This is a genomic window from Brucella cytisi (assembly GCF_038433355.1).
In the GTDB taxonomy this organism is placed as follows: domain Bacteria; phylum Pseudomonadota; class Alphaproteobacteria; order Rhizobiales; family Rhizobiaceae; genus Brucella; species Brucella cytisi.
Window position 1 is genome coordinate 100,248 of sequence record NZ_JBCAUP010000005.1, and the last position, 19,893, is coordinate 120,140.

The following is a 19,893-nucleotide window of genomic DNA, read 5'->3' on the forward strand; positions in this document are numbered from 1 at the left end:
TTGCGATACTAGCTTGTGGTTCGAGGTTCAGAAAATCCATTTGGTTCAGCGTTGCTCAGGTTTGCTGGCGGCGTTAGAAGGCCATGCGTTTCACGAACATTGCGGTGTGGCGGTCCTGGGGTGCTGGTAAGTATAATTTCAATCAATCAGGTCGCTTCGGATCTGTAGAAGTTCGCACGCACACTCGTTTCCGGGAGCCCTTTGCCACCGGACCGGATCGCCACCTGCGCATGTAGATCGCGTGATTATGGAACTACAGTCTGGGCCGGGCGTGAGAGAGCCGTCTCATCGCCAAATTCAAGGACGCCCGTAAGGGGCCGTGTCGGAAAGTGACTGAGCAAGCTTCAGGGGTTTAAGCTTCAGCGCTTCTGTGATTCCAATCCGGACGGCAGTATCTGCGAACAGGATCCATGTTTGTTTCTCTGTTGGGTATTACAGGAGGACAACGGCCAGGCTGACAATTAAAGTTCAATCGCAACACGCCGCACGATTTGAGCGCCCAGTTCATGGTGATCGGTATTGAAGTGGATTCGCCCGGGAATTTCAGCGGCAAACTTCAGTTTAAGCCGGGCGACCACTATATCCGGGGCGTGCATGCACCATCCGTGGAAGCAACACCATCCCTCTGCAACAATCTCGTCCAGTGCCAGTTCAATGTTATCGAGCGGTTGGTTCTTTGCCGCAAGTTCACGATTTCTCAGTGCAAAGGCGATGACATCCTCACCGAGCAGGGTTTGAAGGCGGATCGCATGTTTTTTGTCAATAATACCAGCAATTGCATTCGCCCGAAAAACGGCACCGCTGCGCAGGATAAGCTCAACGAACCGGGTAGAGGGAGTTAGCGCAACTGACCGGTCTTCCTCTCCTGCCGGATCCATTGCCGGGGAGGGTAGTTCATAATGCTCGATCAGCCGTTGCGACAAGCGCGGTCGCAGGCGATCGCTTCTTAAAAGCAGGTCGCACTGTGCAAGCGAAATTCGATTTTCAAAGCACGCGGAGAGTTTCTCGGGCACGACATAGTCGGCAGGCTGGTCAAGAAAGCTGTGCCATGCGGTGTCTGTCTCATCCATTTGGTGAAGCCGTTCTCCTGGATGGTGGCAGAGCTTCTCCGATCCTGTACTGGCCATTTCTGCGTCGGCTGATCAGCAGGAATATCCAGACAGCAAGTCCGGATATGATCGCTGCGAGGCCGCCGACAAGCCAGATCGCCGGCATCACGCTGTCGGGGTGTAACCACAGACCAAGGAAGGATGTATAACCCTGGATGTCTCCATTTGCCTCTGCTGGTGCCGTAACGGGAACCAGAACAACTGAAACCTTGTCATAGGAAAGTCCCGCGACGCCGTTGGCAACCAGCATCTTCACCTGAGGGATCAAACTGTTCATCGGGACGGTTGTCTTGTGCCGGATAAAGACTGAAGCGGAGGATGGCACCAAATTTTGACGAAGGGGATCGTTTTCGGGCAGCACCAGATGTACACGTGCCGAAAGCACACCATCGATATCTAGGATCGTCTTCGAAAGTTCCTGGCTCAGTCCGTAGATCATACGGGCCTTTTCCTGCACCGGCGAGGAGATAAGGCCATCATTCTTGAATACGTCACCAAGGCTTTCGAAACTTTGCTTGGGAAGTCCATTCTCGCTGAGAATGGACATGGCATCAGCAAATCGGTCTTTCGGAACAGAAACGGTTATCTTTCCGCTTTTACTGCTTTCCCGCTGCGCGGGTATGCCTTTGCGAGCAAGTGCGGCCACAACTTCGTTTGCCTGCCGTTGGTCGAGATCGGTGTAGAGCTCGACCGTACAGGCCTGCAGTATCAGAAGTGACACGACGACGAACAGGGCGCGGACCCTTGAAGAAGTCATGCGCGCGTTCAAACCGTTCGCCTCGACAGAATTGATAAGTGCATGCTGTCCGCCTATTGTTGCTTTACCAGGGTGTTGACCGACGTGGAGGCAGCGGCGACGCTACTCGTCGCCAGTGAGGCACTGAAACTGGCCCAGGAGATGGAAACGTAACGATCCAGAACGTCATCCATACTTGCCAGTCCCTTTTCGTTACCGGGATTTTCATGAGCCTCTTGCGGTGTTGAGCTGCGGGAGGCGTCTGATGTCTGTTTTGCCTGCGCACCATTTTTTCCAGCAAGCACGCTCTGGGCGTTTTCAACAATGCCGACAAAGGATTTCACGCCGGAGCTTATAAAAGAATTGAGCGACAGTGACCGCCCATCAGAGCCTGCCTTGTCGAGATAATCCAGCAATGGCGCGGTTTTGACGTTAGCTGATTCATCCAGCTTCGATGACGGGTTGTCTGTCCCGTGATTTTGCAAAGTCTTGGTACCGGTTGCAGCCGGATCGGCCTGTGTGACCTGCGTTGCCTGGGTTTCAGCAATTTTCTGAGCTGCCATGCTGGCCTGCTGTTCTTTTACCCGCAGAGCTGTTTCCGCTTCAGTAAGACCGGCAGGCGAAGCGGCGGCTACGTTTGAAACGGGATTGGTAATCGTCAGAAGCTGGGTCGAAATCAATCCGGATGCGATGGGTGCGACTTGCATTACGTGCTCCTTAATTGACTTTTTCCACTGTCGGCGATCCAACGTCGACTGATTGTGCCTGAGTTTGCCGCCCGCGAAACACACGGACGTTTGCGGGACCATCTGACACAGTTTCTACTGTCGTAAATGTTCCAACAGTCTCTTTGACAAGTGCGATATAGGCGGGAGGACCTGAGATTGATGCAGCCTTTTGTTCCCGGTCAATCCGAACGGGGAAACGCGGATCCATTAGACCGAGGCTGTCAAGTCGCTGGCTGATACCATCAAGCGCCTTGTCGTCAAGGGTCAAAATTTCGGTGCGGTTTTCGGTTTCATTGCTGATGTGTAGTGTGGCGCCGTCAAAATACCATACGAGACCATAACGGTTGCACACCCACTCGAGGAACTCCTTTGCGTTACCTTGTGGAACATTCGCGGTAACTCGTCCCCTGATTTCCGGGCTCATCTGGATGGAGACCCCGATATTCCGACCGAACTCGGTCAGCGTGTCCCGCACCGACTGGTCGAGAACCATATACTTGTAAGGCCCCGCGGGCCATCTCGGTTCGGCTGCCCACCCCGAACCAACGGATGTGAAAACAAGTGCAAAAGCAATCCCTAAGACGGACATGGTCTCCGACCGGCGTTGCCGAAGGCGATTTCGGTCAGCTTTGAGCATCTATACACACCAGATTGAGCTGGGATTATTCATTGATGGAGGATACCGGCTCAACCGTGCAACGGAAAATCCAAATGGAACGGGGGATCCGTGAAAACTGGATTATTGATCGAAAGGTTGTTCGCAGACGGCTCCGGGAGAATGGTGTGGCGAGAAGAGACAATGGCGTTTTCCAACGCGATGCCCGAAGGTGCGAAGCTGTAATCGTTTCTGCGATCATCCTCATGATTATGGCTGTGACCCCGCTGCGGGCACAAACCGGGGGGTATGACCCAAGAACCTGGATATTTGAAGAAGAAGCCAATGTACTGCTGGCACCTGGTGACACTATGTCTCCGGAGAATCCCGGGTCTGCTGACCGTCACAGGGAGCCCATACCGAAGCGGGTTGTAAACTACTCGGGGTCCGAACCGACCGGCACCATAATCGTGAATACAACCGCAAAGCGGCTCGATCTCGTTCTGGGAGGCGGAAAGGCCATGCGATATTCCGTGGGAGTGGGGCGCGAAGGCCTGAGCTGGTCGGGGCGTGACCGGGTGTCGGCCAAAAAACACTGGCCTGATTGGCGACCGCCGGCCGAGATGAGAGCCCGCGAGAAACTGAAAGGACGCTCATTACCTGCCTTTGTTCCAGGCGGACACAACAATCCTCTCGGTGCACGGGCTCTTTATATTGGGTCCACCCTTTATAGGATTCATGGAACAAATCAGCCGTGGACCGTGGGCACTGCAACGTCTTCAGGGTGTATTCGTTTGACCAACGAAGACATTGTAGATCTGTATGAGCGCGTACCGGTTGGTGTCGGGGTCATTGTAGAGAATTAAGCGTTTAGGCGAAAAAATGAACGTCGCAGGACGCGACGGGAAAAGAGAGGGGAAGATGCGGTATAGATTAGCGGTGGCCTTCGGTGCCCTCTTGCTTACAACCGGTTGTCAGACGATGGGTGAAAAAACCGCAAGTAAAAAGCCGGAGCCGACGTCTCAGTCGGAGCGACTGGCAAAACTGGCCAAAGACATCGAGGGGCGCGGAGAATCTGACACTGCATTGCCTCTTTATGCCCGTGCCGCCGCGATGCCCGAGGCAAGCGCGGCAATCATGGTACAAGCCGGCGATGCCTACTCACGTGCGGGGCAACCTGAAGAGGCGATCAATGCATATAAAGCGGCGCTGGCCAAATCGCCTGAAAATGGCCCGGCGTTGCTGGGAATGGGGACAGCGCTCATCCAGATCGGTGACTTGTCGGCTGGCGTCAGTGCCCTGACTACTGCTGCACCGGTGGTTGGCACCAGTAGTGCCTATAATCGTCTCGGCGTGGCTCTGACTATGACAGGGCAAACGCAGGACGCTGTCGCTGCTTATCAAAAAGCGCTGAGCATGGCGCCCGGAGATGTCGATATTCAGTCGAACCTGGCACTGGCTGCCGCTTTGCAGGGCGATGCGTCGGCGGTGGAACAGGCAGCACAGAAAGTAGAAGCCTCCGGAACAGCCGAGCTGCATCACAAACGCAATATAGTGCTTGCCTACGGTCTGATCGGTCATGATCAGCAGGTACGTTCCTCTACCCCTGCTGGCTTAACCAGCGGTGAAGTCGACAGGATCCTCAAACTGGCGGCAAAGGCACGATCGAAAGGATCAGTGACGGCCAAGGCAGCAGCGCTACAAGATGTCATGAGCGGATGAATGCATTTTGCGATGATCCGGCCCGGTGAGCCTGTCGGGTTCCGATTGGTCAGCTACATGTCAGCATAGTTTATATAATCCACTGAATCCACAGCTCAAATTCGATGTTTGACTGGTCTGCCTGACTGGTGTTACGAACGTGTCTTCTTGCCCGATTGGGACAGGGAATACGCGGCGTGGGGGAACGATTCGGAGGCCAGGGAGAGCCGCATGAGTTTTATCGCTGCATATTTGTTTGAGGGACGGCAGTACCGGTCTGCGCAGGCCTTGGCCCTTCTTTTTTGCGCGTGCACAGTGCGGGGAAGGCTGCCTTTGGGCATGGCACATCTGCTGCGAACGGACGCGGTTCGTCCGTGACTTCTTCCGACCGTCGCCCAGTTGAAATGCGTGACATGGCGGGTGAAATTCTCACCTTGCTGCGTAGTCAGCTCAATGAGATGACGCCGCAGGTTCAGACTGCCGCAAGATTTATCCTCGAACGACCGCAAGACGTGATGCTCCTGTCTATGCGCGAACTGGCAAGCGCAGCAGGTGTTTCGCATTCCACAATAATGCGGTTGTCGGAATGGTTGGGGCTTGATGGGTATGCAGCCCTTCGCCAGATATTCATCAGTTCATTCCGGGAAGGAGCGGTTGTTGCAACCACGGATTCGAGTACGCCGGAGAAATCGGGCGAGGAGGGAAAGGCTCCGGCGCTGATCGCATCCTCCATAAAGGATCTGGCAGCTGACAAGGCTCAGTCGCAACTTGCCGAGGCAACAGGCCAGCTGATGAAGGCAAGAAAAATTGTCGTTGTTGGCTCGGCTCAGGAAACTCCCGTGATCGGCCATGCCCGGCAGCTTTTTCAGGCACTTGGTTCCCGGGTACAAACACCTGACCAGTTTCAGGCCGCAGATGCGACTGAAGAAGGTGTCTGTCTGCTGGTAATCTCGCTGCGTCCGCATGGACCCAAGCCAAAAGATGCTGTTCGTCTGGCAAGGAGGCTTGGTGTTCCGTCGCTTGCTATAACTGACAGTCCGAACGCGCTGGTCGCGAAAATGGCCGATATATCAGTCATTTTTCGTCCCGCGTCGATAGCGCTTAATATTCCCAGCTTGACGCCCGCAATCGCCGCCATTGAAGCAATCACATCAATCTGGCGGCGAAATGCAGGGTAACTGTCACACTTACAATGCTATACCAGGATCAACCATCAGTGACGCAATGATTTCTACTGACGCGATTGTTGCTGCAAGCATTGGTGTAGATTCTGATATTTGTGAGGGCAGTATGATAGCGTGGGAAAACCGCGCAATAGATGATGCCGGGCAATTGGTAATAGCAACTATTCGTGCTCCACGGCGCCCTGCATATCGCGCGGTGCTTGTGACCTGAGGAATTGAGTTTCCCATGCACACTGCCAGCATCGCATCGCGGGGGCCAAGTGATTTGATTTCGGTGGGAGCACCTGTTGCTGAATCAAATGAAACGGCCTTGCGCCCGATTGCATGCATCAGATCTCCGAAACGGTGAGCTACGGTAAGTTCTGCCTCACTGGTTACGCAGATCACGCGATCTGCGTCGGCCAGTATGGTGGCCGCTTCGCCATAATGCTGTATCCGGTCCTGCAGACCGCATCGCTCCACCTCGGCTGCCAGCCATTCGAGGTTGTCACTGGACCTTTGCTGTCCCCAATCGGTACCTGCTGAACCTTCCGTTCCAGTCCAGGTGCCTGCTTTTATACCTTCTCTGAAGATCGCACGTAGTGCGTCATAACCATCTAATCCCATCCATTCTGCCAGGCGAACCATCGTAGAGTGAGACACCCCGACCTGTTTGGCTTGTCTGCGCATTGAACTAAGAGCAACATCAACCGGATGTGACAGCACGAAGCGTGCTGCCGTACGTAAACCCTTCGGCATGGTATCCAGTTGTTCGGTCAACCGTTCGCTAAAACGCTGAAAGTCATCGCTGGTAAAGTCAGCGATTTCCTGTTCGATATCCCTCTGGTGTTCGGGCATAGAAAATCGAGCTCCTCCGATTTATGCCCCCTGCCGCTTTGCAACACCTTCATTCCTCCTTGGGTGATATGTTAAAACATCGAGTAGTTTCTATGATCAGAATTGCCATTCAGATGATTGAAGTGCCAATCCGGAATGATCAAATCAGGTAATTCATCGCACATCGACCAGATCCTCCAGAAAGCTGTTAATCTCGCCAAAGAAGGATAACTCTCCCTTCAGATAGGTGAGCAAAAACGCTGCGTAGAGGAGAAGCAGGACCGTAAACGACAATGATTTAACGGCCAGCGACATTGCAAAAATATTAAGATGCGGTGCAGCGCGCGAGACCAGCGCAAGCAGAATATCTGAGAGCAACAGGCCAACAATAAGCGGAAACGCCAGTGCCAGGGCCATGGTTACAATTCGTGTGCAAAGATTCAAGAAAAGCGTAATGCTTTCGGCACGAAAGATCGGGGTGAACTGATCGACCGGCCATATACGATAACTCGTGTAGACAATGTCGAGCATCAGCAACAATCCCCCCAGAGACAGGAAAATCACGATCATGACAATGCTGAAGAGCGTACCGGTAATACTGGTTTCGTGGGTCATCATAGGATCGATCAGTGACCCCATCGTTACACCACGCTGAAGATCAACTATGTCGCCTGCCGCCTCTGCTGCCCAGAACGGCAAGCTCATTACAAAGCCGAGTGTGGCACCGAGAAACATCTCTTTTAAACCCAGTGCTACCATCATTGTCGCATCCATATTCGTCTCCACTACCGTCTTGTAAACAAGCGGCATGAGTGGAATCGACAAGGCAATGGCCACACCGTTGCGCAGGAGGCCTGCGATACGTGCGCGTGTGAATAAAGCCATCAGGATCATCAGGCCGACCATACGTGCCATGGCCAAAGCCGCAACCAGGACCAGGACATGAACCTGGTGGACCGCCGAAAATATCCCGCTAACCGATGTCATCGCGTTGCACCGGGGAATTCTTCAAATGCAACCGTTGCCTGGCGTGCGATATCCTGGCCAGCTATTGGTCCAAAAATAAGGATTACGATCAAAATGACGACGATCTTGATGGCCTGAGGCAACGACTGGTCCTGTATCTGGGTCAATGCCTGCAGAAGTCCAACGATCAATCCAACGACCAGTGCAGCTATGATTACCGGTGCTGATGCATAAAGCACTGATAATAATGCATCCTGGACCCTGGTGAGGATTAGATCATCTTTCATAAGACCTCTTCACGAATAGCTCAGGATAAGGCCGTGCATCAGGCGCGACCATCCATCGATTGCAACAAACAGGAAGAGTTTCAGTGGAATAGATATAAGGACCGGTGAAACCATTATCATGCCTAGCGTCATAAGGATATTGGCGACGACCAGATCAATCACCAGGAATGGCAGATAGAGCAGAAGCCCGATCTCGAATGCGCGTGTCAACTCGCTTGCAACAAAAGCGGGTATGAGAATAGACAGATCGTCGTCGCGCACATTGTGTTGCTTGGCATCGGGCCACAACCGCTGCGTTGCACTTTGAAAAAAGCTACGTTCTTCCGGTTTGGTGAAACGCACAAGTTGTCGCTTGATGGGTTCGCGCACGAGCTCGGCGCTTCGTACGATGTCGTCTGCCGTATCGAATTTGGCCTGTCCTTCCACAAGCGTTCGTTGGATTTCTGTCAGCATTGGTGTGGTGACGAACACGGTCAGCACCAGGGCGATTCCGTACAGAACCAGATTTGGGGGCATCTGCTGTATGCCCAGAGCATTACGCACCAGAAACAGCACTACTGATATTTTGAGGAAGCCGGTCATGGTGACCACCGCCAGAGGCAGGAGGCCAACAATTCCTATAACAGCAATGAGCGGAAGGAGATTTTGTTGCGTTTCAATCATTGTCGAAAATATTCACAACACGAATGCCAAGTTTTTCACCCAGCTTGATGAGTTCACCGTTACCGACACGTTTGCCATTCGCAAAGATAGCCACTCCGCTGTCAACGGGAGCATCAAGCGGGATCAGACTTCCGGTATCGAGACGTTGGATTTCTGCGAGGGGAAGCGCGATACGCCCTGCCTCGAACACGAGTGTAACGGGTATATCGGCCAGGTTTGCAACCCTGTCGTCATCGCTGTTATCTGTCGCATGTTCTGTCGCCATGTCGAAATCCCATTCAGATCCGGTTAAAGGGAGGAAGTGATCGTCCATGCGCCAGCCACCATCTACAGGCGAAACGGGAGCAGCCATTCGGTCACCGATCAGACAACAGGACCGGCTTCCATGGAATTCGCTGTCAGCCGGCAGAATGACATCGTCGCGCTCCAGTTCCTTCATCTCGCCGAGCGCAATGGTGGTCGCTCCGTAGAGAATGCGCACTGCAACCGGCACCGATGTTGCAAAAAGGGAGGCTTTGTCGGCTGCGTGATCGAGCAGCTGTGCCAGCTTTTGTGCAAGCTGATCGCTACCGGTGGCAAGTGCTACGTCCCTGCCGCAGTCTGATATTGCCGTCACGGTGGGCAGGAGTGAGCCAATGTTTTTATCGGGAGTACGCCGGACTTCGAGAAACTCAACTGTGCTGTTCAGTTCTTTTTCGATCCAGTTCAATTCCTTATCGAAAAGCGCTTCTAGCAGGAGTGCCTGCTCTGCCGGCTGCAAATTCTGGAAACCTGTCGCTGGATCAGACTGTTCCAGCCATGCATCAAGTAACACACCCGGGACATAAAGCGTCGCCGGACCGTGCGGGGTGGTCAGCGTCACAGCGACGTCCTGGCGTATGTCCGGCGGATAGCTGACCGGGCCAAGTGTAAATACCCGGTCCACTACTGAAAATGAAACGGGCCCCCGTCGCCGATTGAGTGCGTTAACCGCGTCGATATGCTGGACGGGTATTTCAGGCAAGTGCAAAGGCTCAACGACCGGGCGCGACTTGTTGCCGATACGTTTGGTGGTTTGTCGCGGGCTTGCCCCTTGTTTTGTGTTTGCCAGCACTGCGACCATTCAGACTGACCATCCGTCAATATCAGCGGACTTGTTCAGTTGATCGATCAGCTCCTCGAGTTTCATTTTTGAAGCCTGCACCTTTCTGAACCGGTCCTGCTCATCATCCAGTTTTCTATTTGCCTGATCGAGGGATGATTGTGCTGCAGCTTCTTCATTTCTGTGGTCTGCTCCGACTGCTGCGGTACGTTGCTGAAAAGCTTCCAGATAATGCAGAGAGGACATGGTTATCGTTTTACCGGCCATCGTTGCCAGTATCTCTTTCTCGATCATTGCAGCTTCGGCACTGTGTTTGAGGCGAAGTTCCGCTTTTTCGCGCGTGTCGGCTTCCGCTTGACGGGCAAGATTCCGTGCGCGCCCAAGATGGTTGCCGGCCCTGGTTTCACGGAACTGGCGAATCTCGCGCAGATGTTTGAGAATGGCCTTGTTTTTTGCCTGGTTCAATTCGTTAACCCTCGCATCAGACGCAAGGTCTCTTCCATTGGCGCACGCATTGGTTGTTTTTGCTGGAGGAAGTCGTTGATCCTGTCGATCTTTGCAATGGCTTCGTCGGTTAGTGCATCAGCACCATGTTCGTATTCGCCGATACGGACGAGGAGCTCCGTCTCCTGGTATCTTGCAAGCAGCCGCCTGATCTGCGCTGCCGCAGCACGATGCTCATCGTCAATGACGTTCGACATCAGTCGACTGTTGGAGCGCACGACGTCAATCGCGGGAAAGTGGTTGCGCTGTGCAAGATCTGCAGAAAGAAAGATGTGGCCATCAAGCAAGGCCTGGACTTCTTCAACGACAGGGTCCTGATTACCGTCGCCCTCCATGAGTACGTTATAAAGTCCGGTAATCGAGCCGCTCGATCCGGGGCCGGCCCGTTCAAGCAAGCGAGGCAGCGCAGCAAAGAAAGAGGGCGGGAAACCACGTCTCGTGGGCGGTTCTCCGGCAGCCAGTCCAATCTCACGCTGGGCTCGCGCAAAGCGTGTGATGTTGTCGACTGCCAGCAGAACATGTTTGCCCTGGTCGCGGAAATACTCTGCGATTGTTGTCGCGGTATGGGCTGCCTTGACGCGTTCTATACCAGGTCGATCAGATGTCGCTGCGACCACCACGCAACGCTGTCGTGATACTGTACCAAGATGATGCTCCATGAATTCGCGCACTTCCCGGCCACGTTCTCCGATGAGAGCGACTACAGTCACGTCTGCACTGCTGCCTTCAACGATATCCGCCAGAAGGAGTGATTTTCCAACACCGGGTGCGCCAAACAGACCGATGCGCTGACCCTTCGCACACGTGAGCATTCCGTCGATTGCCCGCACACCGAAGTGGATGGGTTCCGAGATCAGCTTCCTTTGCATAGGCTCAGGCGGTTGGGCCATGACAGGATAAGAGTACCAGTCGTCGTCAGGATCCAGCGGTGCGCCATCGATAGGATTTCCCAGAGAATCGATGACCCGACCGAGAAGGCCGGCTCCGACGCGTACTCGTTGTACAGTTCGCGTCGGGATGACCTCCGTGAGATTGGATAAATTCTCGATATCGCCCAAAGGAAGCAGAATTGCAGTGTCGTCCCTTAGTCCGACCACTTCAGCTTTTCCCCGCTGGCCTGATTTGGGATCAACCAGATCGCAGATCTCACCCATGCGTGCTTCGTCAAGCGAGGCGCTGATCATAAGCCCCGTGATCTCGCGCACCCGACCGCGACTGGGCCGTGAAACCCTGTTTTCTGTCAATCCTCCACGCAGTCGAGGGATTATGGAAGCAAGTTTGGTGTCTGTCTCGTTCATTCATGCCCCGTTTCGATAGACGTTGCATCAACTGTCTGAAGACTGGTGCGTATTGCTTCCAGCTGGACCTTGAGCGTGGCGTCGATCACTGCAAGATCGGAGGAGAGAATGCACGCGTCGACCGACAGTTCAGGGTCACCGTGAATTTCAAGCGGTATCTCTTCGTTCGCCATCAGGTCCGCCAGGTCACGACGCACGGTCTGCTCCATACTCGGGTGAACGGAAATCCTTACGTATTTTGAACGACGCAAATCCATCAATGCCTGACGAGCTGCCCGGGCCAGCAGGTCGCCTGTATCGAACGTACCGAGTACACGCCTGACAATATCGAGAGCGACGCCGGTGATTTCCTTTTCAAGGGAACCAAGATATCGATCAATTCTGGCCGTAGTAGTATGGACCAGCCGTGTTGCTTCTGTCCGACCCTCGCTGTACCCGTCTTCATAGCCCTGTGCGAAACTGGCGCCATAGGCCTTACGGGAAGCTGTTTGCTGGTTCTCTGCTGCAACTTTAGCGCTCTCGAGAAGACTGTAACCTTCCAGCCATACCCGAGCCGATGATGCCTTGATAATGCGTCCCGTCGGGCGATTGGGGAGATTGACGGAATCCGGACGCGAAGTCATCGATAGCCACCGATAATCCGTGCAAGTGCCGGTGACGGACAATTGTCGAAGCAATACGCTTTGTTATGACTTCGTCCAGGTTTCCACATTTGACCGTGCCAGTTTGATTTTCGATCACACGATAGCCCCACAACAGGGTGAGGAAAAATCCAAATGGATCGCCTGCGAAAAAGGGGAAGGCCTGTAAAAAATTGTGCCTTTTACTCGCTATGGCGGGTGGGACGAGACAACGATACAACAAGCGTCTTCCCACCCTCTGACCAGGTTTCCTGGCTGTATGTTTGTCTGAATCGGCCAAACATGTCGATTGCCCCGCATGGCTATTCGGACAGATCTGTCGGCAAGAAAACCCACGCCGCAATGCCGACAATCAACATCAGCATACCGCCTGTTCCCACTGCAATATGCAAACCGGTAACGAAAGCTTCCCGGGCCTGTTCAACGGCTTGAGCGGATATACCGGTATGATTGATAGTTTCGTCGAGAGTGGCGGCAACACCGGGACCGAGAAGTCGAAAACCGAGTGCAGCCAGGGAGCCGAGGAGAGCGATGCCGAGCGCGTTACCGAGTTCGTTACTGGTTTCCGCAATCGACCCGGCTGCGCCGGCGCGCTGGACGGGAACGGCGGACACTGCGACTTCGGCGACGAGGCTGAATGACAGTCCGTAACCGACACCCGCGACGATCGTCGATGCAATGAATGCGACGGCTCCGGTCTGAGTTCCGGTAAACAGTAACATGAAAGCGCCAGCACTGATGAGCAGATGTGTCGAAACGAGGGCGACCTTCCGACCGAGTAACTCAACGATTACAGCAGTGCCTACGCAAGTTGCGGTAAGGACGAGGGCCCCTGGCAGCATGAGCATCGCTGTTGTGAATACATCGAAGCCGAGTACCGATTGGAGATAGATGCCAGACAGGAAGCCGGCAGCGGACCAAACAAGAAGCGATAATAAACCGGTCAGGATCGCGATCGAAAAGACGGGGTCCTGAAAAAGGCTGATATCGAGAAGAGGGTCAAGGATGCGGGTTTGTCGGCGCAAGAACAGGCCCAGCGCGATAATGCCTATGATGCCGGCTCCGGTCTGAAGGGCGGTGAAGCCCTCGGCGGCCGTGGCTTTGATCGACCATGTGAACAGCAGAATGCCGGTGAACGACAACCAAAGACTAAGCAAATCCAGCCGGCCAGGAGCACTTGAGCGAACTTCCCGCAATAATATCGGGGCGAGGACAAGAAAGGTGAGTACAACAGGGATATTAACGAGGAATACGACGCCCCAATCGAAATGCCGGAGCAATATACCTCCAATCAAAGGACCTATGGCGAAGCCAGCTGCGAAGGTCGCGGCGAAAACGCCTATAGCTCGTGCTCTCTGACGTGTATCGGTAAAAAGGGCACTGACGAGGGCCAGAGCAGAAGGCAGAAGTGTTGCACCGCCCAGTCCCATGAGTGCGCGTGCCATGATCAGCATCGAGGGAGACTGGGCATAAGCTGCTCCCAGCGATCCGGCGCCAAAGACGATTGCACCACTCATGATGAGCCGGAGGCGTCCATAACGATCACCGATACTACCGAAGGTAATCAGCAATGAACCCACTACGAAGCCGTAAATATCCAGAATCCACAGCGCCTGTTCGGCTGTCGGAGTGAGTGCAGACGTCACGTGCGGCATAGCGAGGTAAAGAATTGAAGCATCCATTGCAACAAGCAGAACAAGTGGCAGTATGGCCAGGAGGCCCAGCCACGGATTTCGGTATGCAGGTACGGGGATTGCGACTTCGGTCATTGGGTTAAGTCCTCTGTGGGCGGCGGGCAGGCGCGCCGTTCCAGTCGCCGGACATGGTTCGGCGGGCGGTTGTGTTTGTGGGTCAGGTCGTATATACTTTAGGTAAGTTACTTTTGGTATATAGGAATGTCAACCGTATATGGTCGGTCACTGCACATGGATAAAAGGATGCGTATGACCCGTGAACAGCGCCAGCGCCAGCTACTGGATGTGGCGTGGCGGCTCGCGCGTGAGGAAGGCACTGATGCATTGACCCTGCCACGCCTGGCCGTTGAAGCCTGTGTGACCAAGCCGGTGATTTATGATCATTTTGGTACGCGCAATGGTCTGTTGACTGCGCTTTACCGGGACTTTGACGAGCGTCAGACGGCATTAATCGACACCGCACTTGCTTCACGGAAAATGACGCTGGAAGGTACTGCAAGTGTCATCGCAGTGTCGTATATCGAGTGTGTGTTGGCTCAGGGTCGCGAGATTCCGGGAATTCTGGCTGGCCTTGCCGGCTCTCCGGAACTTGAGACCGTTAAACATAACTACCGGTTGGTGTTCATCGGGAAATGCCGGAATGCTCTGCTTTCATTCACAGGGCCGAACGGGATTCAGCAATCTGGCTTCTGGGCAATGCTGGGTGCGGCTGATGCATTGTCCCAAGCCGCGGCAATCGGAGAAATCAGTGTCAGTCAGGCCCAGTCCGAGCTCTACGAAATCATCATTGCGATGGTCGCCAGAAGCTGATGCTGGATGAACGTTACGAAACTTCAGCGCCGGCATGACTGCTCGATTCACTCAAAACGCGCTACTTTGCAGGAGGACCGCACGGGCATCGTGGTGGTGTTTCGCGAGCTTCAGTTCTATTTTCAGTCTCGTGCAGGATTCATCGCTTCCCTGGACCGTTCGGTGAGCAAAGTCGGGAGAACGTTTAACGGTAGCAAGGGGTAATTGTCGTTACTGGTAGGCGCAGATCATTCAGGAGGAAGTTTTGCGCTCAAAGTGAGAACTCCGTGGAGACGTCAATATCGTCGCCTCTGATCGGTTTGCGATCGTCGATGAACAGAAATCCATCAGGTTTCAGCACCGCCTTTAACCGCATCATGGCCAGTTTCTCGATCTCGGGGTGTCTGCCATCCAAAGCACCGACGCGCATGGCAAAAGCGAGATCGAAAGGCTCTTCACCACTCTTCAGATGATAATTCTCGATCGCAACATTGTGCACGACAAGCCGACCCTTCTCGATGTCCGTCTTCGCCAATTGTTCGATCATGCGGATTGCTTTGGATGAGCGATCAATTGCGACGACTGTGCCGCTGCCGATCCTCGACAGTACCTCACGCGCAGCGGCCCCGGGACCACAGCCAACTTCGAGTATACGTAATCCAGGTCTTAACGGTAGAGCTGCAACGTAATCTTTTATCCTCGACGATGGTTTTCTGCCCATGATGACACCGCGTGAAGGTTCGTTTTCCAACACAATACGCGATGGATCGGTATGCGCAAACTTGACGTTGATTTTATAGGATCTTGCCGGGCAACAAGAGACTGAATTAAAGGCAGGCCTTCGTCTTCAGGTTTTTCAGAATTCTTCGGGGGGTGACGTTAAACTGGCGCCGAAATGCGGTTGTGACTTTTCCGGTCGGGACCAGCCGCGATCTCTGCTACCCGTACCTCGCGAAACGTTCTTAACGAGCGCATAGCGCGATGCCGGGGATGGTCGCCAGAACCATTACAGAGCCGAATATGCTGCTTCTGCCCCTCTTGTCGACCGGGCACGAGAAATGACCGGTTTCCTGGGGCGAAAGTTTGATATCATTGAAGACCTGTTGAGGAGAATGACCCACCAGGCGGGACCTGACTGACACCCGAAGGGCCGTTATCTTTTTCCCGCCTTGTTCTCCGAAACCAGACACTGACACTCTGCCCGATACCCGCAGATACCAGACAATTATTTGCGGGTATCGCAAAGCCATGGTCGATGCGTCTCAAAGTTTGTTCTCTTATCCTGATCCCTGGCAGGAACATCGGGCTATCTGCGTTACGACTGAACATCAGGCCGGTCACATTGACAGCAGCCAATCCTCACGCCCAAGGCGGATTAATCCCGAATTTGAGGGCGTACGGCTGGCATTGCGGTGGTGTTTTTACTCACTGAGTGCCAGCCGTCGAGACCTTTCCAATGCTGCAGAATATAGCCTTCCCGACTATTTTTCCCCGTAGGTTGGCTTGCCGTTCTCGCCCTTGGTCCATTCATAGACAACATAGTCCGGCCTGGTAATGTCCCCTTTTCCATCATAGCTGATCTGACCGATTACCGTGGGCCAGGGGCCACCTTGCTTGATTGTCTCGGCAACTTTTTGGGCATCATCGGCAGAGCCAAGTTTTTCGATGGCCTGCATAATGATTTGCATGGCTGCGTAAGAGTATAGCGTATAGGCTTCCGGCTCAAAGCCCTGGGTGCGGTATTTTTCAACCAGATCTTTTGCTGCGGGGTTTTTGCGTGGATCGGGTGCAAAAGTGTTTAGCGTGCCTATGACCGCATCGCCCGCAATGGAGGCCAGCTCATTGGAAACCATGCCATCTCCAGAAAACAGGGTGGCCTTAAGCCCCTGATCTGCAGACTGTCGCATGATCAGCCCGGCTTCCGTGTGGAGACCGCCGAAATAAATCAGCGATACGCCGGATTCCTTCATCTTGCTGATAAGAGCTGAGAAGTCCTTGTCACCCATGTTGATGCCCTCATAGAGGACTTCCTTGATGCCAGCATCGTTCAGTACCTTTTTCGCGACATCGACGAGCCCGACACCGTAAGGTGTCTTGTCGTGAACGATAGCGATTTTTGCGTCCTTGAAATGCTCGGCAATATAGTCGCCTGCAACTTTGCCCTGTTGATCATCGCGACCGCAGGTGCGGAATGTGTTCCAGAGTTCGCGTTCTGTATATTGCGGATTGGTGGAGGCCGGAGAAAATTCCAGTATGCCATTCTCGGCATAGACCTCCGAGGCAGGGATTGAAACGCCGGAATTATAGTGTCCGATGACGTATTTGACACCGTCGGCAGCAAATTTATTGGCAACCGAGATACCTTGCTTGGGATCCGAAACGTCGTCGCCGATTTCGATTCTGATTTTTTGGCCGAGTACACCACCCTTCGCATTGATATCATTGGCTGCCTGTTCAGCACCCTTTTTAAACTGGGCGCCAAAGGCGGCGTTTGGGCCGGTGATAGGACCGGCTACGCCGACCAGGATATCGGCGGAGGCGGCGCCAGCCAGAGAAAGTACGACTGACAAACTGATTGCTGGAAGCAGTATCCGTTTCATGAAAGTCTCCCATTTTATTCGCGGGCATAAACTTTGTCCCTTCCTGCGCTGCCCACACACGCAGATTTCCCTTGTTTTCGGGACCTTTGGGCCGGGAGGCGCGTGTCAACGCGTCCCACGGTCATACGTTTCCGCAGTCACTCCGGTCTTCTTAAGCTCACTGCGGGCAATCTTTTCCGTTGGGGTCCGCGGCAGCGGCCCGTCGATGAGGTCGATGTAACGAGGGATCATATGGCGAGGCGCCTGGGCGCGAAAATGCTCCACCAGTTCGGCTGGTGTCAGTGCGGATCCCGGTCGGCGCATGGCCACCAACATGATGTCTTCTTCAGTAAATTCGGAGGGAACACCAAATGCGGCACTCTCGACGATGTCACTATGGGCCTCCGCAATTGTCTCGACTTCGAAGGCGGAAATATTCTCTCCACGCCGCCGAATTGCTTCGTTGAGGCGTTGCTTGAAATAGAACCAGCCGTCTTCATCCTGATAGCCGGCATCGCCCGAATGGTACCAGAGATTGCGCAGCGTCTGGACGGTTCTTGCTTCCGCCCGATAATATCCGGAGAACATGTTCCAGTTCTTTTTCGGGCGTGAGACGATTTCTCCCACCACACCAGCTGCAACGGGTCGATCGTGTTCATCGACGATTTCCACTTCCCAATCGGGATGTGGTTTTCCGCATGAACCGTCGCGGGTCGTGCCGGGCGTATCGAGGGTTACGAAACTGGTTTCGGTTTGGCCGTAACCGGTGACGAGATTCATGCCGAAGCGGCGCTCAAACATGGATTTATCAGGTACCATTGGAATGCACTGACAGACCCGGAGAGGATTATCGCCATCGTCGGCTCTGGGTTCTGCCCGGGCCAGAATGACACCCATGGCGCCGAGCAGGTTTGTTGCTGTGGCGCCGCTGGCGCGAACCTGTTCCCAAAAGCGCGAGGCGCTGAAGCTCTCAACCAGCGTGGTCTGTGTTCCAAAGATGAGTGGCAGATAGATGCCGAACATCTGCGCGTCCGTATGGAAAAGGGGCAGTGTGCAGAAATAGCTGTCGGCGGCGGTGTATCCGAGATTGAGCGCCATCGCCATGCTCCAGCAATAGCAATGATGATGCGACATCAAAACGCCCTTGGCGGGGCCGGTCGTGCCAGACGTATAGAGGATCGCCATCGGATCAGAATAATGGATATCAATATGTTCGAACTGGTCCGGTTGGGTCATGCATTCATCGAAAGTGACAATGTGCTTTATGATCACACCGGCTGCACGCGCGGTGTCAGTATCTGTATCTGTCAGGACGATTGTTTCAATGTGCGGTAGCTGGTCCTGGATCCTGGCGAGGTCGTTGAGCCTTTTCGCATCCACGACGAGTACCTTCGCGCCGCAATTGTTCAGATTGTGGCTTAGCAGTTCGCCTTTGAGGTCTGGATTGTTGGGGGCCTCGATGGCACCCAGTTTTGCAACCGCAAACCAGATCGCGACAAACTCGAAACAATTGGGCAGCAAAAGCGCTACGCGGTCGGAACGCTCGACGCCAAGCGCACGCAGCCCGTTGGCGAGCTGGTTCGAAATGCGGTGCATATCGTGAAAACTGGCTTTGCGACCGCAAATCTCGATAAAGGGCTTGTCGCCCAGTATCTCAGCCTGATGTGCCAGAATTTTGGGCAGTACCCGCATATCGAGGGTACTGTCGCTGTGTCCGGGAATGACCGTTTGAAGAGGGATATGATCCATCGCCAGACCCATCTGCCTAATAGTGCTTCGCGCGCATCTGCGCATCAGGGGACAGAAAGCCGGAGACCGTAGCACGCGTTTCGCGGGCCATGGCCTGTTCAAGCGATGAATGGAAACCTTCGTTGATCGCCTCTTTGATTGCAGAGACCGATGTTGCCGGACGATCAGCGATTTTTAGTGCGAGTGCCTGCGCTTCCTTGAGCAACTCTTCATCTGGTACGACTTTCCAGGCTATGCCCACTTGAAGCGCTTTGGCCGCGTCGTGACGTTCACCCAGAATTATGAGTTCTTTCGCAGCCTGAGGGCCGATGTGTTTGGTCAGCAAGGCTGTGACGCCACCAGTGACAAAGAACCCATAAGTGACTTCAGGAAAAAACCAGCTCGCTGTTCCAGCAAAGATCCGGAAGTCGCAATTGATCGCCCATTCCAGCGCGCCGCCGACACACCAGCCATGAATGGCGGCAATGACGATCTTTTTCGATCCCATGATCTTCAAGGTAATTGCCTGAATGGATTCGACCCACGCCTGCGTGGCGTCAGCAGACGTAGTCTGATTGTCGAGATCCTGCAGATCATCGCCTGAGCAAAATGCGCGACCTTCACCATGCAGGATGACAGTGCGAATCTTCTCGTCACTCTCGATACGGTCCAGTGCAGCAGCAAGATCATTCACCAGATCCTGATTCATGGCGTTCAGCCTGTGGGGTCGGTTAAGCTTGACCCAGGCAATGACGCCATCCACGCGGACGACAACGGTTTTTCCCATTCTATGT

At 54.0% G+C, this 19,893-nt stretch carries 21 protein-coding genes; 4 read left to right on the forward strand and 17 right to left on the reverse strand.

Going from position 1 to position 19,893, the window contains the following annotated elements; all coding sequences use genetic code 11:
* Window positions 1–461 precede the first annotated feature (461 nt).
* The 4 genes from AAE521_RS06730 to AAE521_RS06745 are packed head-to-tail and all read right to left on the reverse strand — an operon-like array spanning window position 462 to window position 3,162.
* The gene (locus tag AAE521_RS06730) at window positions 462–1,070 is read right to left on the reverse strand and encodes a SctK family type III secretion system sorting platform protein (RefSeq protein ID WP_342060808.1); all 609 of its coding nucleotides are present in this window, start codon (window positions 1,068–1,070) and stop codon (window positions 462–464) included.
* Entirely contained in the window at window positions 1,063–1,866 is an 804-nt protein-coding gene (gene sctJ / locus AAE521_RS06735; RefSeq protein WP_071631605.1) for a type III secretion system inner membrane ring lipoprotein SctJ, read from the reverse strand. The genes AAE521_RS06730 and sctJ overlap by 8 nt, the downstream gene beginning before the upstream one ends.
* A gap of 53 nt (window positions 1,867–1,919) precedes the next feature.
* Window positions 1,920–2,552, reverse strand: coding sequence for a hypothetical protein (locus AAE521_RS06740; protein ID WP_342060809.1), 633 nt, complete (start codon window positions 2,550–2,552; stop codon window positions 1,920–1,922).
* Between the two features lie 10 nt (window positions 2,553–2,562).
* On the reverse strand, window positions 2,563–3,162 hold the full coding sequence (locus AAE521_RS06745) for a type III secretion protein (RefSeq protein ID WP_342060810.1): 600 nt from the start codon (window positions 3,160–3,162) through the stop codon (window positions 2,563–2,565).
* An 80-nt stretch (window positions 3,163–3,242) separates the two neighbouring features.
* Between AAE521_RS06745 and AAE521_RS06750 the strand changes: the two genes are divergently transcribed.
* From AAE521_RS06750 to AAE521_RS06760, 3 genes are all read left to right on the forward strand, one after another.
* The gene (locus tag AAE521_RS06750; protein WP_371264628.1) at window positions 3,243–4,034 is read left to right on the forward strand and encodes a L,D-transpeptidase; all 792 of its coding nucleotides are present in this window, start codon (window positions 3,243–3,245) and stop codon (window positions 4,032–4,034) included.
* 55 nt (window positions 4,035–4,089) lie between these two features.
* Window positions 4,090–4,890: a tetratricopeptide repeat protein gene (locus tag AAE521_RS06755; protein ID WP_071631601.1), complete on the forward strand. Its 801-nt coding sequence runs from the start codon at window positions 4,090–4,092 to the stop codon at window positions 4,888–4,890.
* Between the two features lie 353 nt (window positions 4,891–5,243).
* Window positions 5,244–6,047: a MurR/RpiR family transcriptional regulator gene (locus AAE521_RS06760; protein WP_342060811.1), complete on the forward strand. Its 804-nt coding sequence runs from the start codon at window positions 5,244–5,246 to the stop codon at window positions 6,045–6,047.
* 9 nt (window positions 6,048–6,056) lie between these two features.
* Here AAE521_RS06760 and AAE521_RS06765 read toward each other — a convergent pair whose 3' ends face one another.
* The 9 genes from AAE521_RS06765 to AAE521_RS06805 all read right to left on the reverse strand — a co-directional run bounded on the left by AAE521_RS06765 (window position 6,057) and on the right by AAE521_RS06805 (window position 14,078).
* Window positions 6,057–6,890: a MurR/RpiR family transcriptional regulator gene (locus tag AAE521_RS06765; RefSeq protein ID WP_071631599.1), complete on the reverse strand. Its 834-nt coding sequence runs from the start codon at window positions 6,888–6,890 to the stop codon at window positions 6,057–6,059.
* 153 nt (window positions 6,891–7,043) lie between these two features.
* Window positions 7,044–7,856, reverse strand: a complete 813-nt coding sequence (sctT, locus tag AAE521_RS06770) for a type III secretion system export apparatus subunit SctT (protein ID WP_071631598.1) — start codon at window positions 7,854–7,856, stop codon at window positions 7,044–7,046.
* Window positions 7,853–8,122, reverse strand: coding sequence for an EscS/YscS/HrcS family type III secretion system export apparatus protein (locus AAE521_RS06775; protein WP_071631597.1), 270 nt, complete (start codon window positions 8,120–8,122; stop codon window positions 7,853–7,855). Before AAE521_RS06775 ends, sctT begins: the two co-directional genes overlap by 4 nt.
* Window positions 8,123–8,131: 9 nt before the next feature.
* Window positions 8,132–8,785 carry a type III secretion system export apparatus subunit SctR gene (gene sctR / locus AAE521_RS06780; protein ID WP_071631596.1) on the reverse strand — a complete coding sequence of 218 codons (654 nt, stop codon included), beginning with the start codon at window positions 8,783–8,785 and terminating at the stop codon, window positions 8,132–8,134.
* Window positions 8,778–9,887, reverse strand: coding sequence for a type III secretion system cytoplasmic ring protein SctQ (gene sctQ, locus AAE521_RS06785; RefSeq protein WP_342060812.1), 1,110 nt, complete (start codon window positions 9,885–9,887; stop codon window positions 8,778–8,780). The genes sctR and sctQ overlap by 8 nt, the downstream gene beginning before the upstream one ends.
* On the reverse strand, window positions 9,888–10,160 hold the full coding sequence (locus tag AAE521_RS06790) for a hypothetical protein (protein WP_342060813.1): 273 nt from the start codon (window positions 10,158–10,160) through the stop codon (window positions 9,888–9,890). It abuts the gene before it with no gap.
* A gap of 167 nt (window positions 10,161–10,327) precedes the next feature.
* A complete protein-coding gene (locus tag AAE521_RS06795; RefSeq protein WP_342060814.1) occupies window positions 10,328–11,668 on the reverse strand; it encodes a FliI/YscN family ATPase in 1,341 nt (446 codons plus the stop codon).
* Window positions 11,665–12,291 carry a type III secretion system stator protein SctL gene (sctL, locus tag AAE521_RS06800; protein WP_342060815.1) on the reverse strand — a complete coding sequence of 209 codons (627 nt, stop codon included), beginning with the start codon at window positions 12,289–12,291 and terminating at the stop codon, window positions 11,665–11,667. Before sctL ends, AAE521_RS06795 begins: the two co-directional genes overlap by 4 nt.
* Before the next feature lie 320 nt (window positions 12,292–12,611).
* Window positions 12,612–14,078 (reverse strand): MFS transporter, encoded by a 1,467-nt coding sequence (locus tag AAE521_RS06805; RefSeq protein WP_342060816.1) that lies wholly within the window; start codon window positions 14,076–14,078, stop codon window positions 12,612–12,614.
* A 174-nt stretch (window positions 14,079–14,252) separates the two neighbouring features.
* Here AAE521_RS06805 and AAE521_RS06810 point away from each other — a divergent pair, with 174 nt between their 5' ends.
* Entirely contained in the window at window positions 14,253–14,813 is a 561-nt protein-coding gene (locus tag AAE521_RS06810) for a TetR/AcrR family transcriptional regulator (protein ID WP_342060940.1), read from the forward strand.
* A gap of 250 nt (window positions 14,814–15,063) precedes the next feature.
* Here the strand turns inward: AAE521_RS06810 and AAE521_RS06815 are convergent, their stop codons facing one another.
* From AAE521_RS06815 to AAE521_RS06830, 4 genes are all read right to left on the reverse strand, one after another.
* The gene (locus AAE521_RS06815) at window positions 15,064–15,513 is read right to left on the reverse strand and encodes a class I SAM-dependent methyltransferase (protein ID WP_342060817.1); all 450 of its coding nucleotides are present in this window, start codon (window positions 15,511–15,513) and stop codon (window positions 15,064–15,066) included.
* 760 nt (window positions 15,514–16,273) lie between these two features.
* Entirely contained in the window at window positions 16,274–17,392 is a 1,119-nt protein-coding gene (locus AAE521_RS06820) for a branched-chain amino acid ABC transporter substrate-binding protein (RefSeq protein ID WP_071631587.1), read from the reverse strand.
* A 105-nt stretch (window positions 17,393–17,497) separates the two neighbouring features.
* The gene (locus AAE521_RS06825; protein ID WP_342060818.1) at window positions 17,498–19,120 is read right to left on the reverse strand and encodes an AMP-binding protein; all 1,623 of its coding nucleotides are present in this window, start codon (window positions 19,118–19,120) and stop codon (window positions 17,498–17,500) included.
* A gap of 16 nt (window positions 19,121–19,136) precedes the next feature.
* The gene (locus AAE521_RS06830; protein WP_342060819.1) at window positions 19,137–19,886 is read right to left on the reverse strand and encodes an enoyl-CoA hydratase/isomerase family protein; all 750 of its coding nucleotides are present in this window, start codon (window positions 19,884–19,886) and stop codon (window positions 19,137–19,139) included.
* Between the last annotated feature and the right edge of the window lie 7 nt (window positions 19,887–19,893).